A 14949-nucleotide genomic window follows, 5' to 3' on the forward strand; every position below is an offset into this window, starting at 1 on the left:
CCTGTCGCTATGCACTTTCCACCTCTGGTCTGCAATGAGCAGATATGCAGTGAAAACAGGCTGGTATTAACCGCCGTTTGTCCTTATATGCTGGGATCAAATTCCTCATGGGTGTCAGCCTGTTTAGGAATGACAGGAGAAATCCCGGTTTCAGCAAAGTCCTCAGCAGTGATCGCGTGCAGGTTATCGGTGCACACTTCCCCGCCCATTGACTGGATGACTTTGCACAGCTCTTCCACCTTCGAGTCCATCATGTGCATATGTTCCAGCATTACGCCCATTGCATTTGCTACCGGATCAGGATTATCAACGGCAACAGCATAAGCATCGAATCCATATTTTCTGGCGATCTTATTACGCTTGTCATTGTCTTTTTCCGCTGTCGTGTTCGTAGTTGCCACGATACGCCCGGGAATACCTACTACAGTGGAACCAGGGGGGGTGTCTTTTACCACTACAGAGTTAGAGCCGACTTTCCCCCCTTCACCAATCGTAATAGGGCCCAGTACTTTAGCTCCGGCGCCAATAACCACGTTGTTCTTTAATGTGGGGTGACGCTTGCCTGCTTTCCAGCTCGTGCCGCCAAGGGTGACACCGTGATACAGCGTAACGTCATCACCTATTTCGGCAGTTTCACCAATGACCACACCCATGCCGTGATCGATAAAAACACGGCGACCCAGCGTGGCGCCCGGATGAATTTCAATGCCCGTCAACCACCGGCTAAAAGTTGACAATGTACGAGCCAGCCACTTCCATTCCAGCTTCCATAGCTTGTGACTTATGCGATGCAGCCATACCGCGTGAAGTCCCGGGTAGTTGGTCAGAACCTCAAAGGTATTTCTGGCAGCAGGGTCTCTGTGAAATACGCCCTGAATGTCGTCTTTGATTCGGGAAAACATGGCACTACTCTTTTTTAATCGACTTATCAATAGAGGATAGAATACCGCGCAGAATATTTAACTCCTGCGATTCCGGGCGCGCGCGATTGTATAACCGGCGAAGCTTGGTCATGACCACACCAGGATGGTTTTCTACAATAAAGCCTGTCGACTTCAGCGTGGACTCCAGATGCACATAGAAACGCTCCAAATCCTCGTTCAAAGGATATTCTGATTCCGGCTCCTCAGGGTGACGCTCCTGATCAAGATATGCCATGCGGGTTTCGTAGCAAAGGGTTTGCACGGCAGCGGCCAGGTTCAGCGAGCTGTACTCTGGATTAGCTGGAATACACACGTGAAAATGGCACTGCTGTAACTCTTCATTGGTTAAACCATTATTTTCGCGGCCAAACACCAGTGCAACCGGGTACTGACTCACTTCCTGGATCAGTTTCTTTCCGCACTCGCGAGGTTCCAGCATTGGCCAGGAATGCGTGCGTGAGCGTGCCGAAGTGCCAATTACCAAACCGCAATCTGCAACTGCCTCTTCCAGTGAAGACACGGTTGTTGCATTCGCGAGCACATCGCCAGCGCCTGCAGCCAGCGCACTTGATTTGCCATCCGGTGCCTGCACCGGATCCACCAGATACAAGTTGCTAAGCCCCATGGTTTTCATTGCACGGGCGGCAGAGCCGATATTGCCGGTATGGGAGGTGTTAACAAGAATAATGCGGATGTTGTCTAGCATGGTCGATTTCGCCACGTTACTTGATTCAATGGTGGCGGATAGTAGCATATGGCGGTCTAGATGGCTATCTTGCAGTTTTAGCATGCGCTGCTATTTTGATTGCAACATGGCGCTGTTCTGTTACACTGCGCGCGTTTTGGAAAGGCACCTCGTTGCCGTTTCTCATGATCTTTGACAATTGGTGGAATGACTATGCATCCGATGCTGAATATTGCGGTGCGCGCTGCGCGTGTTGCCGGAACTCTTATTGCCCGTGGTTTTGAAAACCGCAGCGAATTAGCAACTGAATCAAAAGGCAGTAACGACTACGTTACGCAAATTGATAAAGAGGCTGAAAAAGCCATAATTCATAAAATTCAGCAATCGTTCCCTGATCATTCGTTCTTAGGCGAAGAAAGTGGCGAAACGGAAGGCAAAGACAGTGATTTCCAATGGATTATCGACCCTCTGGACGGTACCACCAATTTTGTAAAAGGCATCCCTCATTTTGCCGTTTCTATTGCGCTTCTGTACAAAGGCCGTCTGGACCAGGCGGTGGTTTTCGATCCGATTCGTGGTGAACTGTTCACTGCCAGTCGTGGTAAAGGCGCGCAGCTAAATGGTTATCGTATCCGCGCATCCAAGCCGAAAGATCTGGCTGAAACCGTACTTGCTACCGGCTTGCCCTTCAAAGACAAAGCCCGCTTCGGCGAGTTCGCGTTAAGTCTGAATAAAATCTTCCATGACTGTGGCGACATCCGTCGCGCCGGTAGTGCAGCACTGGATATGGCCTATGTAGCAGCCGGTCGTCATGACGGCTACTGGGAGCGCGGCATAAAGCCATGGGACATCGCAGCAGGAGAACTGCTGGTGCGTGAAGCTGGCGGTCTGGTTACCGATTTTAAAGGCGGTAACGATCCGCTTTTCAAAGGTGAGATTGTGGCGGGTTCTGCCAAAGTCGTGCAGGGTCTGGTTAAGCACTTGAAATAAGTCATCCCAAAAAAGAGCGGCATCTGCCGCTCTTTTTCATTCATTTCCGTTTAGCTGCACGTCGTCACCTGGTTGTGTAACCCGAGCCATAGACTACTGCGTTACCTTTGTTTCACCTTCACTTGTGCTACGTCACCGCATACTCTCTCATTCGTTGTCACGCCGAATTTTCACCCTTAGCAATCGCTTTTACTGTCTCTGCTCTGTCAATTTGACTAGCTTGTCCACTCGCTTTCTGCCTCAGCCCAAAGCAAGGCCTTAGCCAAGAAACTCTGCGCACCAGTTCGTAGCCCGCAGCACATCCGAGCGCCGTAAACGACAATATCAAGGCAAACTCTATCCAGACCGGCAGGGCTAACGGCATTAGCCAATAAGCACACACAACAATTAAGGTTTGATGCAGCAGGTAATAAGGCAATATCGCCGTATTCAGATATCGCGTCAGTGCGCCACGGTAGTGTAAATACTTTTTCCCGTACCCCAGGATCGCGCCAAGCCAGCACCAGTGATTTGTGACGACGACCGTGGCGACGATGAGAAGAAAGCGGGGTGAGTTTTGTTCGTCTTCGGACAAACTACCGAATGCATCATGACGATATGCAATAATTACCGCATACATCACCATCGCAACGATTAGCAGCACGCGCCTGTGCGTCATTAACTGCGACCAGATCACGGGACGACTAACAATAATAAAGCCCGTTAACATAACCAGAAAGTACTTTGCGTGACTGTACCAGTCATTCACCAAATCATGTGTTGTCGGATAATCCTGCCGCAGCGCCAGCCATACAACCATCGTCAGGCCGATGATAAGCGTCATAAAAAAATGTGGCTTATCCAAAGAGGCAGGCCAGGCAGACGCCAACCTTGCCAGCAAGGGATAACAGATAGCGATAATAATGCTGTAGCAAAAAAGATAAGGTAAAAACCACAGATGATTCCAGGTCAACAGCCCGATGGCGGACTGATGCTCAGGGAGCCAGGTGGTTACCGGATTCACGTATTGCCCGTAAAACTGAAAGAACGACACATCGAATATCTCATTCACCGTTCCTTCAATAAATACCTGTGGCGCCACAATAACAACCATGCCAAAAAGTAGTGGTATTAATAACCGACGGGTACGCTCCCTCACAACCGTCCATTGTGGATATCGCTTCAGTAATACCCCAAGCACCATGGCGGATATCAGAAAAAGTAACGACATCCGCCACTGATTGGTAAGCAGCATCACATCCTGCAGCCAGCCAAACTGCGTGTCGCTTTTAATATGCCAGCCCCAGTCCAGTACATAAAACATTCCGATGTGATACAAAATCAGTACACCGAATGCCAGCACCCGCAGATTATCCAAAGCATGGAACCGTTCTTTTTGTTGTTCCTTAACGAAATCACCTTGATTCATAAACAAAACTCCGATTGAATTACACGCTGAGAATGCGGTTTTGCTATCACTTCGGCGAGGCTAAAGTGATGAAAAATAAGGAATAGGTGACAAGCGGTGGGTAGCTGGGACGAAAAAATCAGTCGGTTCCTGAGACGGACCGAAAAACACCACCTCTGGATGTCTATTGCTCTGGCGTTTGTGTATTTCATGGCGAACAATACCGTTAACGCCGTATCCACATGGACCGAGCTGTCGCGAACTGACACGAATACTCATGCACTGTGGGAACCGTTTATCTGGGAATATTCCAGCGCCATCAGCACCACGCTGCTAATTATTCCTCTGGCGCTGGTATTCAGACAACTGACCATTAGCACAATATCACTGAAAGCGTTGCTGCTGATCCACCTGACCCTGGCGACATTATTTTCAGTGTGCCATGTCTTTTTAATGGTGATGATGCGCAAAGCGGTATATCTGTTGTCTGAAAGGAGTTACGAATTTGGTCCGCTTTTCCGCGAATTTTTTTACGAATACCGCAAAGATCTCTGGGGCTACTTTACCCTTGTCATTTTTTACTATCTTCTTCGTTTTTCTTATCGCCGGCTCATCGGCCAGGCTTCGCCGGTAAATAAAGAGGATGCCAGCGGCAATGAGAGCCCGGATGGGCTTCCTGAAAACCTGCTGGTGAAAAAGCTGAACCGTGAATTTCTGGTGCGGGTTGCAGATATTCAGTGGATTGAAGCTGCCGGTAACTACGTGAATCTGCACACCGCTAAAGGCGTCTACCCCCTGCGTATGACAATGAAACGATTCTGTGACCAGGCGAATGTGCATTCAATTTACCGCATACATCGCTCGTACGCCGCTCACGCGAACGCTATCAGTGACATCCGGTATGATGAAAGCGGTGATGGCACAATTACGCTCACATCCGGAGCATCACTGCCGGTTTCAAGACGCTATAAGTCAGCGTTAAAGGCTGCGCTATCTCCTGTTGCCTGATTTATCGTGTTAGCGTCTGTCGTTACAGGAAGCGCCATTGCACAGAACTACCCGACGTCGTTAAGCAGCTTCACGTCGCTGCCTTATTGTTACCAGCTACTCACGCAGTTCGCCAGGCTATATAAACAAGCACGGTGCCATTGCTCAGTAGCCAGCACCAAGCCAAGCTTCAGGTATCGGGTCGCCTGACCCGCGTGCAGGAAGCAGATACGAAAAAGCCGCGACGTCGCGGCTTTTTTTATTATTTAACCAATCAGCTGTTTATGGCATCGGATCCAAATCCGCGCCTTCTTTTTCCACCTGCGGCGGCATCAAATCTTCTTTGCTGATACCTAATGCCAGTGCAACAGAACTTGCGATGTAGATTGATGAGTAAGTACCAACAATAACACCAAACAACAACGCTGTGGCGAATCCGTGGATCAATGCGCCACCTTTGTAAAACAGCGCAAGCAACACCAACACCGTAGTGAGTGAGGTGATAATCGTACGGTTCAGCGTCTGCGTCAGCGAGATATTCACAATCTCTTCCGGCTCACCTTTACGGATCTTGCGGAAGTTTTCGCGAATACGGTCTGATACTACAATGGTATCGTTCAGAGAGTAACCGATCACAGCCAGAACGGCAGCCAGCACCGTGAGGTCAAACTCAAGCTGCAATACTGAGAACAATCCCAGCGTCAGGATCACGTCGTGCACCAATGCCGATACCGAGCCCAAAGCAAAACGCCATTCAAAGCGCATCGCCACATAAACCAGAATACAGATAAGCGCTACCAGCATGGCAAGACCGCCCTGCTCCGTCAGCTCGTCACCGACATTCGGACCAACGAATTCAATACGGCGCATGTCGACTTCTGTGCCGTCAGCACGCAGTGCTGCCAGTACCTGGTCACCAATCGTGGCAGCTTTCACGCCTTCACGAGGTGCAATACGAATGAGCACATCCTGACTACTACCAAAGTTCTGCACAATGGCATCCTCGAAGGTCGCCGCATTTAATTGATCGCGGATATTTTCAAGATTCGCCGATTCAGGGTAGCCCACTTCAATCAGCGTACCGCCAGTAAAGTCCAAGCCCCAGTTTAGCTTGTTGACACCCAACGACACCAATGAACCAAGTATCAATAAGGTAGACAGCACCATCGCAGGAATGCGAAGGCGCATAAAATTGACGGTTTCGGATAACTTTAATAATTGCATGATGTTCTCCTTAAATCGCCAATTTATTCAGTTTGCGTCCGCCCCAGACTGCGTTAACAATCACGCGAGTCACCAGAATGGCGGTAAACATAGACGTTGCGATACCAATCATCAGGGTAATCGAGAAGCCTTTAATTGGTCCGGTACCCACTGCGAACAAAATCAGCCCCGCAATGAAGGTAGTAATATTCGCATCAAGAATCGTCGAAAATGCGCTGTCGTAGCCATGATGAATCGCCTGCTGCGGGCTTCTGCCGTCCCGAAGTTCCTCGCGTATACGCTCAAAAATCAGCACGTTGGCGTCAACCGCCATACCTACCGTTAGCACAATACCGGCCATACCCGGTAGCGTCAGCGTTGCGCCTGGGATCATCGACATAATACCCACAATCATCACCAGGTTAGTGATAAGCGCAAAGTTAGCTACCACACCGAAAGCTTTGTAGTAAATCAGCATGAAAACCAGAACGGCAGCCAGACCCCAGATAATAGCCTGCATCCCCAGTTCAATATTTTCCTGACCCAGACTTGGCCCCACGGTGCGCTCTTCAACAATCTGAATAGGCGCAATCAACGCACCGGCACGAAGTAACAACGCCAGGTCGCGGGCTTCTTTGGGAGAATCCAGACCGGTAATCTGAAACTTACTGCCCAACTGCGCACGAATGGTAGCTACGCTGATAACCTGCTCGTATTTTTCAAATACCAGTTTACCGTCTTCATTGCGCTCATCAGTGGCTTTGTATTCAATAAACACGGTTGCCATAGGCTTGCCGATATTGCCCCGTGTAGCGCGGGACATCTTGTTACCGCCTTCTGAATCCAGTGAAATATTCACATTTGGCAGGCCGTACTCATCTACGCCGCTGTTGGCATCCACAATGTGGTTCCCTTTCAGCATAATGCGTTTTTCCAGTAGCTGCGGCACGCCTTCCTGATTATCGATAATCTGCGAACCCGGCGGCACTCGACCATTCAGGGCATCCCGGATATCGTTCTTTTGATCGACCATTCTGAATTCAAGCGTGGCCGTTGCGTTAAGAATTTCTTTCGCTCTTGCGGTGTCCTGAATACCCGGCAACTGGACTACGATACGATCGGCACCTTGCTTTTGCACTACCGGCTCAGCAACACCCAGTTGGTTAACCCGGTTGCGGATAATAGTGATGTTTTGCTTTACTGCGTTATCACGAATCTCTGCCAGCTTGGCTTCAGAAAATACAGCACGCAACACCAGATCATCCATCTCAGTGAAGGTCAGGTCGCGATTACGGTTACGTAAAAAGAACTCCGCGCTTTCCAGCGTTTCCTGGTCGCGGAATTTAATATCGATATAGTTATCTTCCAGCGAGACGGCGCGATAACGCAGCCCTTCTTCACGCAGTGCTGTACGAAAATCGCTTTGTGCGTCTTCCAGCGACTTGGTCATCACTTCGGTCATGTCAACTTCCATCAGGAAGTGCACACCACCACGCAGGTCCAGACCTAATTTCATCGGCGTACCGCCGAGCTCTTCCAGCCAGTCTGGCGTATCCGGGGCCAGGTTCATCGCCACGAAATACTCTTCGCCCAATGCTTCTTCCAGCACTTCACGTGCTACCAGTTGGGTATCGCCATTGTTTACACGAACCAGAATTTGTTCATTTTCAAATTCGATGCGCTTTGGCGTGATATTCTTTGCTTTCAGGGCTTGCTCGACCTGCGTTACCATCTGCTCAGTAACAGTGGCATCGCGGCCTGCGGAAATTTGAACGGCGTGATCTTCGCCATAGATATTCGGAAGGGCATACAGTGCGCACATGCCAATCATGACGACTGCCACTAACACCTTCCAGATTGTATTTTTGTTTAACACAGAATATTCCTTTTTGCCGGAAGCCGGCGAAAAGCCAGCCCCGACGCGAAGTGAGTTACAGTGACTTCATAGTGCCTTTTGGCAGCACAGCAGTAACAGAGGTTTTCTGAACAACAATGTTGTTGTCATCGTTCAGAGCCACTTCGATAAAATCCTTGTCGTCAGACACTTTCGTAATGCGACCTACCAGGCCGCCCTGGGTAAGCACTTCATCACCTTTACTTAACGATGACACCAGGTTTTTATGCTCTTTCACGCGCTTTGCCTGTGGACGATAAAGCAGGAAATAGAAGATCAGGCCAAATACAGCCAGCATGATCAGCATTTCAAAGCCACCGCCTTGCTGGCCACCACCGGTTTGTGCGTATGCATTAGAAATAAATAAACTCATGTTGCTCCCCAAATAACGTTTGTTATAGCGCCGGTACCGGCATGTTTTTTTGTTCGTAGAAGGTATTCACAAAGGCATCCAGCTCGTTAGCTGCGATGGCATCGCGAAGCCCCTGCATCACCCTCTGATAGTAACGCAGGTTGTGAATGGTATTCAGCCTTGCGCCCAATATCTCATTGCACTTATCTAAATGATGAAGATATGAGCGGGAATAATTTTTACAAGTGTAACAATCACAATTTTCATCCAGCGGTGAGGTATCGTTGCGATGTTTCGCGTTGCGGATTTTTACCACACCTTCGGTGACAAACAAATGACCGTTACGGGCGTTCCGCGTTGGCATCACGCAATCAAACATATCAATCCCGCGTCGAACCGCTTCAACGATATCTTCAGGCTTACCCACGCCCATCAGATAACGCGGCTTGTCAGCCGGAATTTGTGGCGCAGTATGATTGATGATGCGGATCATGTCTTCTTTAGGCTCGCCTACAGACAATCCGCCGATGGCATAACCATCGAAGCCGATGTCTTCCAGCCCGGCCAGCGAGATATCACGTAACGGTTCGTACATGCCGCCCTGAATAATGCCGAACAATGCCGACGGGTTATCGCCATGCGAATCTTTACTGCGCTTGGCCCAGCGTAAGGACATTTCCATGGACAGGCGTGCTTCCTGTTCGGTAGCCGGATAAGGCGTGCATTCGTCAAAAATCATGACGATGTCAGAACCCAGGTCGCGCTGCACTTCCATCGACTTTTCCGGCGTCAGCAGGATTTTCTCGCCATTAATTGGCGAGCGGAAGGTCACGCCTTCTTCAGTAATCTTGCGTAAATCCCCTAAACTGAACACCTGGAAGCCGCCGCTGTCGGTAAGAATGGGCTTATCCCAGTTCATGAAATCGTGTAAATCACCATGTTGTTTAATGATGCCCGTTCCCGGACGCAACATCAGGTGAAAGGTATTGCCCAGACAGATGTGCGCGCCACTGTCTGAAAGCTCTTCCGGGGTCATCCCCTTGACGGTACCGTAGGTGCCCACCGGCATGAAAGCGGGTGTCTCTACCACACCGCGTTCAAATACCAGGCGGCCACGTCGGGCATTTCCGTCTGTATTTAACAGCTCAAATTGCATGTAAGTTTGATCCCATCGTTGTGCGCTTTGCGCGTCGGGTCGACGATATAGAAAAAATTTGGCGGCGATTATACCAGTAATCGCCGCCAGATCATGCCCTCAATCGCGAGATTCTTAAGCTCCGGCGCATTTATCCGGCGTGGGTAACGTTCTGCAGGTGTCTTAAGTGGCAGTTCCCCGACGTGAGCACGTCTCGTCTGACGTTGCCCCCTCAGGCTTTCTCGATGAACATGCTGTCGCCATAGCTGAAGAAACGGTACTCTTTCTCGATCGCTTCCTGATAAGCATTCATCACATTGTCCCGGCCAGCAAACGCACTTATCAACATCATTAACGTAGACTCCGGTAAATGGAAGTTGGTAAACATGGCATCCACTACCTTAAAGCGAAAACCAGGGTAGATGAAGATATCTGTATCAGCATAAAAGGGCATAATAATATCGGGAGTCGACTCGGCAGCAACCGCCGCTGACTCCAATGAGCGTACCGACGTAGTACCCACCGCAATAACCCGCTTACCAGCAGCTTTGGTGGCGAGGATCGCATCAACCACATCCTGAGGTACTTCTGCATATTCTGCATGCATTTTATGGGTTTCAATATCCTCTACACGCACTGGCTGGAACGTACCAGCGCCTACATGTAACGTGACAAACGCAAGGTTAACGCCTTTCTGTTTCAGGGCTGCCAGGATATCGTCATCAAAATGCAGTCCTGCTGTCGGTGCTGCTACAGCCCCTGGCTTAGCGTTATACACTGTTTGATAGCGTTCTTTGTCACTGTTTTCATCGGGCCTGTCGATATACGGAGGAAGGGGCATGTGGCCATGCTTTTCCAGCAAACTTAATACCGGTTCGTCATGCAGAAATTTCAATAGGAACAACGCATCGTCGCGTCCTGTCACCTCTGCGTCGATAGCGTCTTCAAGGCGCAGTCGTGTACCCGGCTTTGGCGCTTTGCTTGACCGCACGTGTGCCAACACGGTATCGTCAGGTAATATCCGCTCCACCAGCACCTCTACCTGACCACCGGTTTCCTTTTTCCCCAACAGTCGCGCCGGCATAACACGGGTATTGTTAAATACCAGCAGATCGCCAGGTTCAACCAGCTCTGGCATGTCTTTGAATTGCCGGTGATTAGTGAGACCACTTATTCCATTCAGATGCAACAGCCGACTGTCGGCGCGTTTTTCAGTTGGATACTTGGCAATAAGGTGCTCTGGAAGCTCGAAGCTAAAATCTTTCAGTTTCATTTTATACTTTAAAAATCAATTACTTAAAAACAAAATACGGGACAAGCCAAAAAGATATAAAATTAAATACTTATCACGCAGGATTTATACGCACAAAAACTAGCCAACAAAAGCTTAAACGGTTAAGATTCAATCAGTAGTGATGATGTTCTCCCAAACATTTCTCTTTCCTTTCGCCCAACCCTCCGGTTGGGCTTTTTATTGGCTGCAAACACACGGGTTATTCCAAATCGTTGAGAATTTCTCGCACGGTGTCAGTGCTTAGTGGACGCGCATTTAACACCATCATTACCTGCAACAGTAAATCGGCGCCCATAATACCTTTATTAATTTTATTTCGCAGGTTGTCTGCGCTTTGATCGACTCCAATTTCCGCCAGGCGCTCACTCAGCCCCTGGTATTTTACGCCACGCATAGACATTTCAGACTTCACTACACGCTGCACTACTTGCCGCCAGTCATTTTTACCCATTCCAAAAAACCCCAATTGTAACGTATAATTTACAAAGAAACACTTTTTTACACATAAAGAGCCTATTTGTTATTGACGATTATCTCAGAATGGTTCTACACTGCAAGTGTGAATATTGGCGTGCAACGATTTTGTGGTTACAGTGAGCACGACAATTTCGCTTCAAACGTAAAGGAGAGACGCTATGAGTTGGGATCTGGACAAGCTTGAATCCCTGTTAAAAGAGTACGACGACTATGTTGTGACTCGTGAAGAAGGTTGTTTACTTATTGCAAATCAGGACGGCATTGACGCCTGGCTGGCAATCAGCGGCGAACAAATTCTGGTAGAAAGTCTGCTTTTTTCCGCCAGCCAAGTGGCCGATAAAGCCGCGCTGGATCATGAGATCCTGTCGACGCACATGGTTTTCCCGCTTACCACAGTGGGTATCTCTACCATAAACGGCGAAGAATATTACACCGCATTTGGCGCACTCAGTGCTCACTCAAAAGCGGAAAGCATCATTATTGAAGTTGAAACCCTGTTCCAGAACGTAGCCTCGTTTCTGGATGCATACGAAACCCACCTTAAGTAAGACGGGTTAAGGAGAAGCGAATGTCAGTTTGGAAAAAATTAGTGACGGCAGTTAAGGGTGGCGCAAACGAAGCGGCACAATCTGTGGTAGACAGTCAGGCTATCCGGATCCTGGAGCAGGAGATCCGTGAAGCGAAAGAAGAGCTGAGAAAGTCAGATCATGCACGCACGCAAATACTGGCGAAGTGCAAGCTTTCGCAACAGAAAGTAGACAGCTACAACGCGTCTATCTCTGAATATGAAAACCACGCCAGAAAAGCTGCCGATACCGACCGCCAGCTGGCGCTGGATTGCGCGCAGAAAGTTTCTGAGCTTAAGGTGGAACGTGAGCAGGAGCAAAACTACCTCGACCAGTTTAAGCAGTCTGAAAAACAGTTGTCTCACAATATTCAACAGGCGAAAGCCAACCTGCGTCGCTTAGAGCAGCAGGTAGATATGGTGAAGGCTACGGAAAGTGTTCAGAAAGCACAAGTGGCCGTATCTTCGCGTCATATGGGTGCTAACAGCAAAATGAAAACGGCAACCGAGTCATTAAGCCGCATTCAGGAAAAGCAGAAATTACGGAATGCCGAGCTGGAAGCTGCGGAAGAACTGGCCAGTGAAGAGTCCAGCAGTGACCTGGAAAAACGCCTGGCTGAAGCTGGCATCAAAGGCGGCCAGTCGTCTGCGGACGACGAACTGAGCCGTATTCTGGGCAAATAACTCTGACAAAAGCCACCATTTGCGGTGGCTTTTTCATTTCAGCGTGCACAGTGTTTGATGGTGTATGAGCACGGCAGTAGTTTCAGTGGCTATCGCCCTTCCCTGCCGCCAGTTCTGTGTGCGGATATTTACAATTACTAACGATTACCCGCAATCGAGTACTCGCAAAAGCCGAACTGCAATGGCAGACTGATTGCCTTACACCGTTTCATTTACAGGAAGTTCTTGTTTCTATGACTACATGGGGTCTGATTCGCAAAGTCATGCTCAAATACTTTGCCGAGTCGCGATGGTACACCATCGTCGGTGTGACAATGTTTTACGCGCTAAGCAGTTGGATGATGCTGTGGGCTGCCGGAGAAAACGCACTAACCGCGCAAATTGACTTTATCTACTGGCTGGCCGTCACTGCATCCACAGTGGGATACGGCGATCTTTCACCTGTCACTCAGGCAGGCAAACTGATTGTCGCGCTGTATGTTATACCGCTTGGACTCAGTATTTTCGCAATGGTAGTAGGTCGCATCGCGGCCTGGGTAAGTGATAGATGGCAAAAGGGATTAATGGGCATGAATCAACTTGACGTAAAAGACCATATTCTTGTTATTGGCTGGAATGAGCATCGTACGTTGTTGTTGCTGAACTTGTTGCTGCAGGAACGTGAAGCCGTACCTGGTCGTCCGGACATTGTACTATGTGTAAAAGCAGACATTGCTAACCCAATGCCCGGCCAGGTGGAGTTTGTGCATGTTGAATCGTTTAATAAAGACGAAGATATGGATAAAGCCTGCGTAGCGAAAGCCAGTACAATACTTATCGATAATCCGCAGGACGATGTCACTATGACCACGGCTTTGTACTGTAGTAAGCGCAATCCTGAGGCACATCAGGTAGCCTACTTCACCGATGACTCGCTGGTTGGCCTGCTTCAACAGCATTGCCCAAAGGTAGAATGTACCCCGTCTGTGGCAGTAGAAATGCTAGCCAAAGCGGCGTTCGATCCCGGCTCCAGTATGCTTCATCACGACTTGCTCAGCGTAGACGAAGGACAGGCGCAGTTTTCCGTTCAGGTGCCCGATTCAGCTACCCCGTTTAGCGTAGAAACCCTGTTTATCAATTTAAAGCGTCATCACGACGCCATCTTCATTGGCTATGCGCCCGGTGGCTCCTATAAAGACATGGTGGTAAATCCTGACGTGTCTGTGGTTCTCAATCCCGGTGACAAGCTTTTCTATATTGCCGACAGGCGGATCAGCGATATCAACTGGCAGGCAATGGGAGATTAAACATGTTTAGTAAACTGTTTGGTAAGAAAGCACCAGAAAAACCCAAAGCCCCCGAGATCATGGGCTTGTATCTGGGCGGTTCATTCGAGCTTGACGATCTGAAGATGTCGCTACTGGAAAAAGAGCTGACCATTGACGGGGCAGCCCGCTCTCAGCTTATCCAGGCTGTAGGAAAAGCACCTTTAGACAGCGGCGGCGAACTGCTGCGATTCTACACCGACGACGATGCGTTTCTGCAGGTGGTACTGGACGGCGGCAATACTGAAAACCATATTGCCGATGTAAAACTCTGGCATTTTTATGATACCCGAACCATTGGGTCCGACGCACAGTGGCGCGACTGTCTGGACAATCAGATTTCCCAGCCCACCTATTCACTGAACGGGCATACTTACACGCGTGTCTGGGATGCCGTTGGGGAGGTGTCCCCCCCTGTAGCGGTGACAGAAACAACCTATGAGGAAGACGGCGACATCAGCACGACAGACCAGTTTATGATGCTGTACGAGCGCCCACTGGAGAACGACCGCACTGAATCATTACTGATTGTCGGTGAAGAAAAAATTATTGGTAACAATGCCGATCGCTGCCTGGTAATCAGCACCGGCTTTGACATTCAACCTGCGGATATCCGCATCAACGGATAGAGGATAACAACACAATGGAAACCATTATGAACTCATTAGCCGGACTGGATAACTTTGCGATCTATTTCGGTATTTCAATTGTCTTTTTGTTTGTTTTCAAAATCATCTATGCACTGGTGACACCGCATGATGAGTGGAAACTGGTAAAAGAAGAAAAGAATGTCGCCGCGGCTGTAGGCTTTGGTGGCGCGCTTATTGGCTTTGCTATTGCGCTGGGTGGCGCTGCCTCCAATTCAACTGCGTTGATCGATTTTGGCATCTGGGGCGTCGTCGCTATCATCGCCCAATCTCTTGCTTTCGCGTTGCTGCGCTTCACCTTTATGCCCAAAATTGCCGAGCGGATAAACAATAATGAGGTGTCTGCGGGTGTGATGCTGGCCAGCATGTCCATTGCCGTCGGTCTTCTGAACGCAGCTTGCATGACCTACTAAGGAGGACAG

Annotated in this window: 16 protein-coding genes; 7 read left to right on the forward strand and 9 right to left on the reverse strand. The window is 49.3% G+C overall.

The window, feature by feature from the left end; translation table 11 throughout:
• Positions 1-83: 83 nt before the first annotated feature.
• Positions 84-902, reverse strand: a complete 819-nt coding sequence (gene cysE, locus ACLBLI_RS13230; RefSeq protein WP_414828062.1) for a serine O-acetyltransferase — start codon at positions 900-902, stop codon at positions 84-86.
• Between the two features lie 4 nt (positions 903-906).
• A complete protein-coding gene (trmJ, locus tag ACLBLI_RS13235) occupies positions 907-1629 on the reverse strand; it encodes a tRNA (cytosine(32)/uridine(32)-2'-O)-methyltransferase TrmJ (RefSeq protein WP_414830966.1) in 723 nt (240 codons plus the stop codon).
• 192 nt (positions 1630-1821) lie between these two features.
• Between trmJ and suhB the strand changes: the two genes are divergently transcribed.
• Complete coding sequence (gene suhB, locus ACLBLI_RS13240) at positions 1822-2598, forward strand: inositol-1-monophosphatase (RefSeq protein ID WP_414828063.1); 777 nt, start codon at positions 1822-1824, stop codon at positions 2596-2598.
• A gap of 157 nt (positions 2599-2755) precedes the next feature.
• On the opposite strand, the gene ACLBLI_RS13245 is transcribed toward suhB, so the two are convergent.
• The gene (locus tag ACLBLI_RS13245; protein ID WP_414828064.1) at positions 2756-4006 is read right to left on the reverse strand and encodes an acyltransferase family protein; all 1251 of its coding nucleotides are present in this window, start codon (positions 4004-4006) and stop codon (positions 2756-2758) included.
• A gap of 96 nt (positions 4007-4102) precedes the next feature.
• On the opposite strand from ACLBLI_RS13245, the gene ACLBLI_RS13250 reads away from it, so the two are divergent.
• A complete protein-coding gene (locus ACLBLI_RS13250) occupies positions 4103-4993 on the forward strand; it encodes a LytR/AlgR family response regulator transcription factor (protein ID WP_414828065.1) in 891 nt (296 codons plus the stop codon).
• Positions 4994-5254: 261 nt separating this feature from the next.
• Here the strand turns inward: ACLBLI_RS13250 and secF are convergent, their stop codons facing one another.
• From secF to ACLBLI_RS13280, 6 genes are all read right to left on the reverse strand, one after another.
• The gene (gene secF / locus ACLBLI_RS13255) at positions 5255-6196 is read right to left on the reverse strand and encodes a protein translocase subunit SecF (protein ID WP_414828066.1); all 942 of its coding nucleotides are present in this window, start codon (positions 6194-6196) and stop codon (positions 5255-5257) included.
• Positions 6197-6206: 10 nt separating this feature from the next.
• Entirely contained in the window at positions 6207-8051 is a 1845-nt protein-coding gene (secD, locus tag ACLBLI_RS13260; RefSeq protein WP_414828067.1) for a protein translocase subunit SecD, read from the reverse strand.
• Between the two features lie 55 nt (positions 8052-8106).
• Complete coding sequence (yajC, locus tag ACLBLI_RS13265) at positions 8107-8442, reverse strand: preprotein translocase subunit YajC (RefSeq protein WP_414828068.1); 336 nt, start codon at positions 8440-8442, stop codon at positions 8107-8109.
• 22 nt (positions 8443-8464) lie between these two features.
• Positions 8465-9577: a tRNA guanosine(34) transglycosylase Tgt gene (gene tgt / locus ACLBLI_RS13270; RefSeq protein ID WP_414828069.1), complete on the reverse strand. Its 1113-nt coding sequence runs from the start codon at positions 9575-9577 to the stop codon at positions 8465-8467.
• 211 nt (positions 9578-9788) lie between these two features.
• On the reverse strand, positions 9789-10829 hold the full coding sequence (gene queA, locus ACLBLI_RS13275; protein WP_414828070.1) for a tRNA preQ1(34) S-adenosylmethionine ribosyltransferase-isomerase QueA: 1041 nt from the start codon (positions 10827-10829) through the stop codon (positions 9789-9791).
• 220 nt (positions 10830-11049) lie between these two features.
• Positions 11050-11301 (reverse strand): DUF6471 domain-containing protein, encoded by a 252-nt coding sequence (locus tag ACLBLI_RS13280; protein WP_414828071.1) that lies wholly within the window; start codon positions 11299-11301, stop codon positions 11050-11052.
• A gap of 184 nt (positions 11302-11485) precedes the next feature.
• On the opposite strand from ACLBLI_RS13280, the gene ACLBLI_RS13285 reads away from it, so the two are divergent.
• The 5 genes from ACLBLI_RS13285 to ACLBLI_RS13305 all read left to right on the forward strand — a co-directional run bounded on the left by ACLBLI_RS13285 (position 11486) and on the right by ACLBLI_RS13305 (position 14940).
• Positions 11486-11875 (forward strand): DUF2170 family protein, encoded by a 390-nt coding sequence (locus ACLBLI_RS13285; protein ID WP_414828072.1) that lies wholly within the window; start codon positions 11486-11488, stop codon positions 11873-11875.
• A gap of 20 nt (positions 11876-11895) precedes the next feature.
• Positions 11896-12576, forward strand: coding sequence for a PspA/IM30 family protein (locus tag ACLBLI_RS13290; RefSeq protein WP_414828073.1), 681 nt, complete (start codon positions 11896-11898; stop codon positions 12574-12576).
• Between the two features lie 233 nt (positions 12577-12809).
• Positions 12810-13862, forward strand: a complete 1053-nt coding sequence (locus ACLBLI_RS13295; protein ID WP_414828074.1) for a potassium channel family protein — start codon at positions 12810-12812, stop codon at positions 13860-13862.
• 2 nt (positions 13863-13864) lie between these two features.
• Entirely contained in the window at positions 13865-14509 is a 645-nt protein-coding gene (locus ACLBLI_RS13300; RefSeq protein WP_414828075.1) for a YjfK family protein, read from the forward strand.
• 14 nt (positions 14510-14523) lie between these two features.
• The gene (locus ACLBLI_RS13305; protein WP_414828076.1) at positions 14524-14940 is read left to right on the forward strand and encodes a DUF350 domain-containing protein; all 417 of its coding nucleotides are present in this window, start codon (positions 14524-14526) and stop codon (positions 14938-14940) included.
• Positions 14941-14949: the final 9 nt, after the last annotated feature.

The sequence above is a fragment of the Alteromonas sp. H39 genome (assembly GCF_047556435.1).
In the GTDB taxonomy this organism is placed as follows: domain Bacteria; phylum Pseudomonadota; class Gammaproteobacteria; order Enterobacterales; family Alteromonadaceae; genus Alteromonas.

Bases quoted from the DNA above. Each gene is read 5' to 3' on its own strand.
- ACLBLI_RS13285 (WP_414828072.1), top strand. From the start codon at position 11,486: ATGAGTTGGGATCTGGACAAGCTTGAATCCCTGTTAAAAGAGTACGAC.
- trmJ (WP_414830966.1), bottom strand. From the start codon at position 1,629: ATGCTAGACAACATCCGCATTATTCTTGTTAACACCTCCCATACCGGC.
- ACLBLI_RS13245 (WP_414828064.1), bottom strand. From the start codon at position 4,006: ATGAATCAAGGTGATTTCGTTAAGGAACAACAAAAAGAACGGTTCCAT.
- secF (WP_414828066.1), bottom strand. From the start codon at position 6,196: ATGCAATTATTAAAGTTATCCGAAACCGTCAATTTTATGCGCCTTCGC.
- tgt (WP_414828069.1), bottom strand. From the start codon at position 9,577: ATGCAATTTGAGCTGTTAAATACAGACGGAAATGCCCGACGTGGCCGC.
- ACLBLI_RS13300 (WP_414828075.1), top strand. From the start codon at position 13,865: ATGTTTAGTAAACTGTTTGGTAAGAAAGCACCAGAAAAACCCAAAGCC.
- ACLBLI_RS13280 (WP_414828071.1), bottom strand. From the start codon at position 11,301: ATGGGTAAAAATGACTGGCGGCAAGTAGTGCAGCGTGTAGTGAAGTCT.
- ACLBLI_RS13295 (WP_414828074.1), top strand. From the start codon at position 12,810: ATGACTACATGGGGTCTGATTCGCAAAGTCATGCTCAAATACTTTGCC.
- suhB (WP_414828063.1), top strand. From the start codon at position 1,822: ATGCATCCGATGCTGAATATTGCGGTGCGCGCTGCGCGTGTTGCCGGA.
- cysE (WP_414828062.1), bottom strand. From the start codon at position 902: ATGTTTTCCCGAATCAAAGACGACATTCAGGGCGTATTTCACAGAGAC.
- yajC (WP_414828068.1), bottom strand. From the start codon at position 8,442: ATGAGTTTATTTATTTCTAATGCATACGCACAAACCGGTGGTGGCCAG.
- ACLBLI_RS13305 (WP_414828076.1), top strand. From the start codon at position 14,524: ATGGAAACCATTATGAACTCATTAGCCGGACTGGATAACTTTGCGATC.
- queA (WP_414828070.1), bottom strand. From the start codon at position 10,829: ATGAAACTGAAAGATTTTAGCTTCGAGCTTCCAGAGCACCTTATTGCC.
- ACLBLI_RS13290 (WP_414828073.1), top strand. From the start codon at position 11,896: ATGTCAGTTTGGAAAAAATTAGTGACGGCAGTTAAGGGTGGCGCAAAC.